This window comes from Bacteroides sp. NSJ-48 (assembly GCF_014287405.1).
Taxonomy (GTDB): Bacteria; Bacteroidota; Bacteroidia; order Bacteroidales; family Bacteroidaceae; genus Bacteroides; species Bacteroides stercoris.
The window spans coordinates 1-4,885 of record NZ_JACOOD010000090.1 but is presented as its reverse complement, the minus strand read 5'-3'; the positions used below and the strand labels follow the sequence as shown (position 1 = coordinate 4,885).

Here is a 4,885-nt window from a genome sequence, read left to right as displayed (position 1 = left end):
CTTTCAATGCTAAAATTAAACTGTTCAGAGCAAACCTAAGAGGCGTAGCTGACAAGAGGTTCTTCCTTTTCCGCATTGCTAAACTATATGCGTATCCCCACTAAAAAGCTACTGACTCCAAATTGTGTGCAAGGAGTTTCAGTGTGCAAGAAAAAAGCCGCTACAAGGTTGCTTGTAACGGCTTGATTTTCTTTGTTTTATGCTTCGTGGACCAGTCTGGGCTTGAACCAGGGACCTCCAGATTATGAGGCTCTAAATTTCATCCTATTAAATTGCAATATGTCAACGTATTAATAATCTCATTGGAAGTTTATCAGTCAACAATTAGTCAACAGCTAAACCTACGGTACAAAGTTAAATATTAGTTTCCTATATTCCAAAGAATTGGGTTGTTAGTATGTAACATTCGTAGTGCTTATATAAAAAAGAAAACAGCATAAGAGTTTCCTCAAATGCTGCCTACTTTTAGTATGAATAAGTTCTTTATTCCACTCTCTGATAAGAGTACTTCTGACCTGTGGGTGTAACTCCGTCTGCTTCCAATTCCTGCACTGATAAGGTCATAGAATTAAGTAACAGAATATCATTGATAATCCATTCTTCTTCATCGCTGTACATTTCATAGAGCTTGTTACCGTCTATCTTGTACTTGCCCACTTCCTTGTAAGAGCTATCTTCTGTACTTGTATATTCAAATGTGCCATCATTCTTATAAGTAACATGGGTAGCAACAGCATCACCGCTTGTCTTCTTCCATTTACCTATAATGAGAGAAGTATAATCATTCTCTCCTTTAATTGTACCGTTGTCAATATCCACTTCAAATGTTACATTCTTCTTAGTTCCATCATAATGTATAATATTGACATTGTACTTCCAAACTCTCTTGGAATTATCTTCTACACTAACCTCAATCTTAGCATCAGCAGGTTCATCATTTAGCTGTGGTACTTGGATATGCCATAAATCTTCTCCCAATTTGAAATTCCGTCTTCCTACAAAGAAGCCTTTATTATCTCTATGGGTGTATATTGCTTCTTCGTGAGATATAAATTCAGAAGTATAGAGAGTTCCTACATTGGAATATCCAAAGCCTTTCTCTGCTATATAGAGCGTATCGCCAGACAATGAGTAACAACAATCATTGTTTATTATAGAATATTGAAATCCAGCAAGTATTTCACTACGCTTAACTTGAACTTCTTTAGTTTGTGTATCATGCCTAAAGAGTAAAGCGAGGTAACCATAATCTTTACCAAAGTAATAGCTTAATGATGCTACAAACTCCTTCGGATTAAAGTACATGGTTTGCAACATGGTTATCTGCTGAATGGTGACATCTTCATATTCTCCATAGCCTTTGTAAATCTTACGATTCCTATTAAATGGTAATTCGTCAGTCCAATTAATAATAGGCGACTTATCTTTTACATTGAATGATGCAAGCCATAGCTTCTCTTCTCGTAAGCCAGAGAAGTTAGCTTGCTCCAAATTGTTCTTATAGTAAGAAAGTAATTCTATGTCTTCATAGTCACTAATGCCATATTCTTTACAAACTACATCTAAAGGCTCACCACCTTCTGGATAAGATTCCATTGGTTGGCTATCCAATTCTTCACTACAAGAGCTAACTCCCATGCTCAATGCAACCAATAATGAAGTTGCTAATAATCTAAATGTTCTCATTGATTCTTATGCAATAAATTTGTTATTGTTTATCCAAAGTCATATGTAAGCTAAAGAACTTGTCATCTGTGCCACCATATTCAATCAATTTATATTTGGTCTGTACAAAGTTCTTTTTCTCCAATTCTAAATTAATGGTTATATTTCCATCAGTCGTTGAATAACAGTTATTAGACACGCGTTGTAGAGTTATCTTAGAAGTGGTTGGTTTGTTAGATAATGTTAATTCTATCTTTCCTTTAAGAACTGTAAGTAACACTTCTTGATTGATAAACTCATTGATAGTTTTCTGTTTCTCTTGTTCAGACAGGTTATTAACTTTAAATGCGACTTCAGAAATTATATATGTACCAGAAGTATCATCGCAAGAAGATAATAGCAGTACCACTAACCCTAATAGATGAAATATTTTCATGTGATAGCTGTTTTAGTAATCTGTCTTAACTTGCCAAACAATAGCCAATGAAAGCACCTATAAGGACTATAACTAAAATGAACAGTCCTAACTTAATATCATTTGCATCCATAATTATATAAGACTTTCAGCTTGTTTAAGACACATTTCAAGGAATCCAACCAATGTTGTAGAATCCACCTTGTCGCCTTTAAGTCTGTAAACAGCTATTCTGGCAGAACTGTGTTGATTCAACAGGTCTTTAATTCTATCCAAATCCCTGCGGACTAACTTTGTTAATTCTTTAGATTGTGTGGTATGCTTCATCCCATTCAATTCTATCATAGGAGCTAAAGCATTCATGTTTCTCTCTATTTGAGCAATAAGAGAATTGATTTCATTTACAGCATTGATACCACCAAATAAACCCATAGTGTTTGATAATTAGTGCTTATCTGTTCCCTATGGATAAGCTGTTAAAATAAAAGAGGTGTGGGAACTATATTTGTCTTATCCTGTTTCTTGGGCTTCTCGCATTGCCTTTTGGTACGGATAAAACAATAGCCCCACACCAAAAGGTATATAGTTCACCTAAGCGATGAATATATATCAAATGTGTGGGTGCTATTGTTATCATCTTCGTACCGTTTTTAAATTTTGCGAGAATCTAAGAAACAGAAGATAATTTCAATAACACCTTTCGTTAAATATGTCCTTCCAACTCTCTATCTCCTTAGTTCATTGGAATTGGTGCAAAGATAGCGAAAGGTTCTAAATTAATAGGCATGGAATAAGGAGAAATAGTAATTATTGTGTTACAAAACAGGGAATTAATGGAGTATTTAAGCAGAGTCGCATCTAAACTCTCTAAATCCATGTGGGTATCAAATTCACTTCTCCTCATATAAAGAGTAAATTCTGAATATTCTTACCTGCCTTGAATTATCATCTTTAAGTCAGTATATTGTTGGATATTTAAGAAGTGTTATCTGTAACATGCTTAATAAGAGTTGAGATAATCCTAAAATCTGTAAACTTATGGAATTGACTTACTTCTATAAGGCTGAAATGCCGAACTGTCAAGATTGGACTTTAGATATATCTAAACTCAATATTTCATTGATTTGGGACAGAACCGTTCAGACCACTATAAAGATGTATCTTAATAATCCTGTCCCAATCATTAGAAGCTCAAACAGTCATAAGTCTGCAAGATTTCTTCCTGCCTTAATCCCAAGTATCTCTTAGTAATGGCTACAGAACTGTGATTGAACAGTTCCATCAGCTTTACTAAGGCAAGTTCAGCATTATCGCTGTTCATGTTATAGACCTGCCTACCAAATGTCTTTCTAAGCGAATGACAGCTAAAGTTCTTAATCTTTAACCTGTACTTCTTCTTCACCTCTTTAAGAATGATATTGATTCTCTGAACTGTGAAGATAGTGCCTTTCTGACTTATAAGAATTGGCGCATTGATTCCAACAGGATTTATATGCTCGTAGCACTCTTTAATATGATGTTGTAATTGGGGGTTCAGTCTGATAGTCCTTACTTTGTCTGTCTTCTTCTCAATTACTGTAAACTCGTCAGCATCTAATATCTGCTTCCATCTTAGAGATAGAATATCAGATATTCTTAATCCTGTGAAGCATCCTAAAGCTATAAGAAGTGAGATTTTATAATTCTCGTCTTTGGCTAACTTCCTTATTAGGTTCATTGCATCAGACCAAACAAGATAGTCTGCGGTTGTGCTTGAATATTTAAGTGACATAATGTTCTGTTTTATAAGTTAATGAATAGAAGTGAATATTAATTCTGAGTTGGATTTACTAACTCACTGATTATTAATGGAACATTCACTAATAGTAGAAGTGAATATGATAAAGACACCCAACTTAGAAATTGAGTGCCCTCTACCTTATTATAATTCTCCCTCGTCTGCGAAGCTATAATATCCTGCATCTGTTAATATGAGGTGGTCTGTTACTGTAATTCTCATAAGTCTTGCAGCTTCTTTGACCTGCTTAGTAATCTCCATATCCTGCCTGCTTGGTTTCATGCTACCACTTGGGTGGTTATGAGCAAGAATGATAGCTACTGAATTGGTGAGCAATGCAGCTTGTAGAATTACTCTGACATCTACGGTCGTATCTGTTATTCCTCCCTCTGATATGAGAGTGTAACCTAAAACTTGGCTGGCTTGGTTTAGAAACAAGACTTTGAAATATTCTTTGTAACAGATTGTACCCTCCTTATATGTAGGAAGCAAATATTTATAAGCATCCTCTGAACTGACTACCTTATATATATTCTTGAATTTGGGTTTGTAGGACAGTTCCACTTCTCCCACAGTATAATCTATATCCATAATTTGATGTCTTAATAAGCTGGTAGATATAAAGAAAGGACAACTAATTGAATAGCTGCCCTTTCCTCTCTCAATCAACAATCCACTCAGCCCAAGAACCAAGCGTATTCACTATCTCCTAATTTGGCACGTTGAATGCCTTGTACGAACTCTGTGCAATTAAGATTCCTCTCCAAAAAGTTATCTATGTAACTTGACTTCACAGAACCATTGAGCAGGTTTAAGAGCTGCCAGCCTGTAATGCTGTCCCCTGTACTCTTGAAGTTCGCATCAGAAACGAATGCTCTGCAAGCTGCATTAATCTGACTGTCTCCTAATAATAGACGAGGTAAGCGTTTCTGTTGGTTGGGTGTAAGAGCTTGATATAATCTCATCCTGCCTATTATCTGGCAGAACTCACTCGTTGAGATTGACATCTGCCCAAGTGTCCTTAACAG

6 protein-coding genes and 1 pseudogene are annotated in these 4,885 nt (G+C 35.5%); 1 reads left to right on the top strand and 6 read right to left on the bottom strand.

Annotation, left to right across the window (positions count from 1 at the left end; translation table 11 throughout):
* Positions 1 to 104 (top strand): annotated as a pseudogene (locus H8S52_RS20230) (DDE transposase); the annotation flags it as partial.
* A 379-nt stretch (positions 105 to 483) separates the two neighbouring features.
* On the opposite strand, the gene H8S52_RS19450 reads toward H8S52_RS20230, so the two are convergent.
* The 6 genes from H8S52_RS19450 to H8S52_RS19425 all read right to left on the bottom strand — a co-directional run.
* Positions 484 to 1,686: a hypothetical protein gene (locus tag H8S52_RS19450; RefSeq protein WP_011108560.1), complete on the bottom strand. Its 1,203-nt coding sequence runs from the start codon at positions 1,684 to 1,686 to the stop codon at positions 484 to 486.
* A gap of 22 nt (positions 1,687 to 1,708) precedes the next feature.
* Positions 1,709 to 2,101: a hypothetical protein gene (locus H8S52_RS19445; RefSeq protein ID WP_011108559.1), complete on the bottom strand. Its 393-nt coding sequence runs from the start codon at positions 2,099 to 2,101 to the stop codon at positions 1,709 to 1,711.
* A 114-nt stretch (positions 2,102 to 2,215) separates the two neighbouring features.
* Entirely contained in the window at positions 2,216 to 2,512 is a 297-nt protein-coding gene (locus H8S52_RS19440) for a hypothetical protein (RefSeq protein ID WP_011108558.1), read from the bottom strand.
* Between the two features lie 751 nt (positions 2,513 to 3,263).
* A complete protein-coding gene (locus H8S52_RS19435; RefSeq protein ID WP_011108557.1) occupies positions 3,264 to 3,851 on the bottom strand; it encodes a tyrosine-type recombinase/integrase in 588 nt (195 codons plus the stop codon).
* 150 nt (positions 3,852 to 4,001) lie between these two features.
* Positions 4,002 to 4,448 (bottom strand): JAB domain-containing protein, encoded by a 447-nt coding sequence (locus tag H8S52_RS19430; RefSeq protein WP_011108556.1) that lies wholly within the window; start codon positions 4,446 to 4,448, stop codon positions 4,002 to 4,004.
* Between the two features lie 86 nt (positions 4,449 to 4,534).
* A partial coding sequence (locus H8S52_RS19425) for a DUF3871 family protein (RefSeq protein WP_186910397.1) occupies positions 4,535 to 4,885 on the bottom strand: 351 nt, incomplete at its 5' end.

Excerpts from the sequence above, each read along its gene's own strand:
- H8S52_RS19450 (WP_011108560.1), bottom strand. The coding sequence starts at position 1,686 with ATGAGAACATTTAGATTATTAGCAACTTCATTATTGGTTGCATTGAGC.
- H8S52_RS19445 (WP_011108559.1), bottom strand. The coding sequence starts at position 2,101 with ATGAAAATATTTCATCTATTAGGGTTAGTGGTACTGCTATTATCTTCT.
- H8S52_RS19440 (WP_011108558.1), bottom strand. The coding sequence starts at position 2,512 with ATGGGTTTATTTGGTGGTATCAATGCTGTAAATGAAATCAATTCTCTT.
- H8S52_RS19435 (WP_011108557.1), bottom strand. The coding sequence starts at position 3,851 with ATGTCACTTAAATATTCAAGCACAACCGCAGACTATCTTGTTTGGTCT.
- H8S52_RS19430 (WP_011108556.1), bottom strand. The coding sequence starts at position 4,448 with ATGGATATAGATTATACTGTGGGAGAAGTGGAACTGTCCTACAAACCC.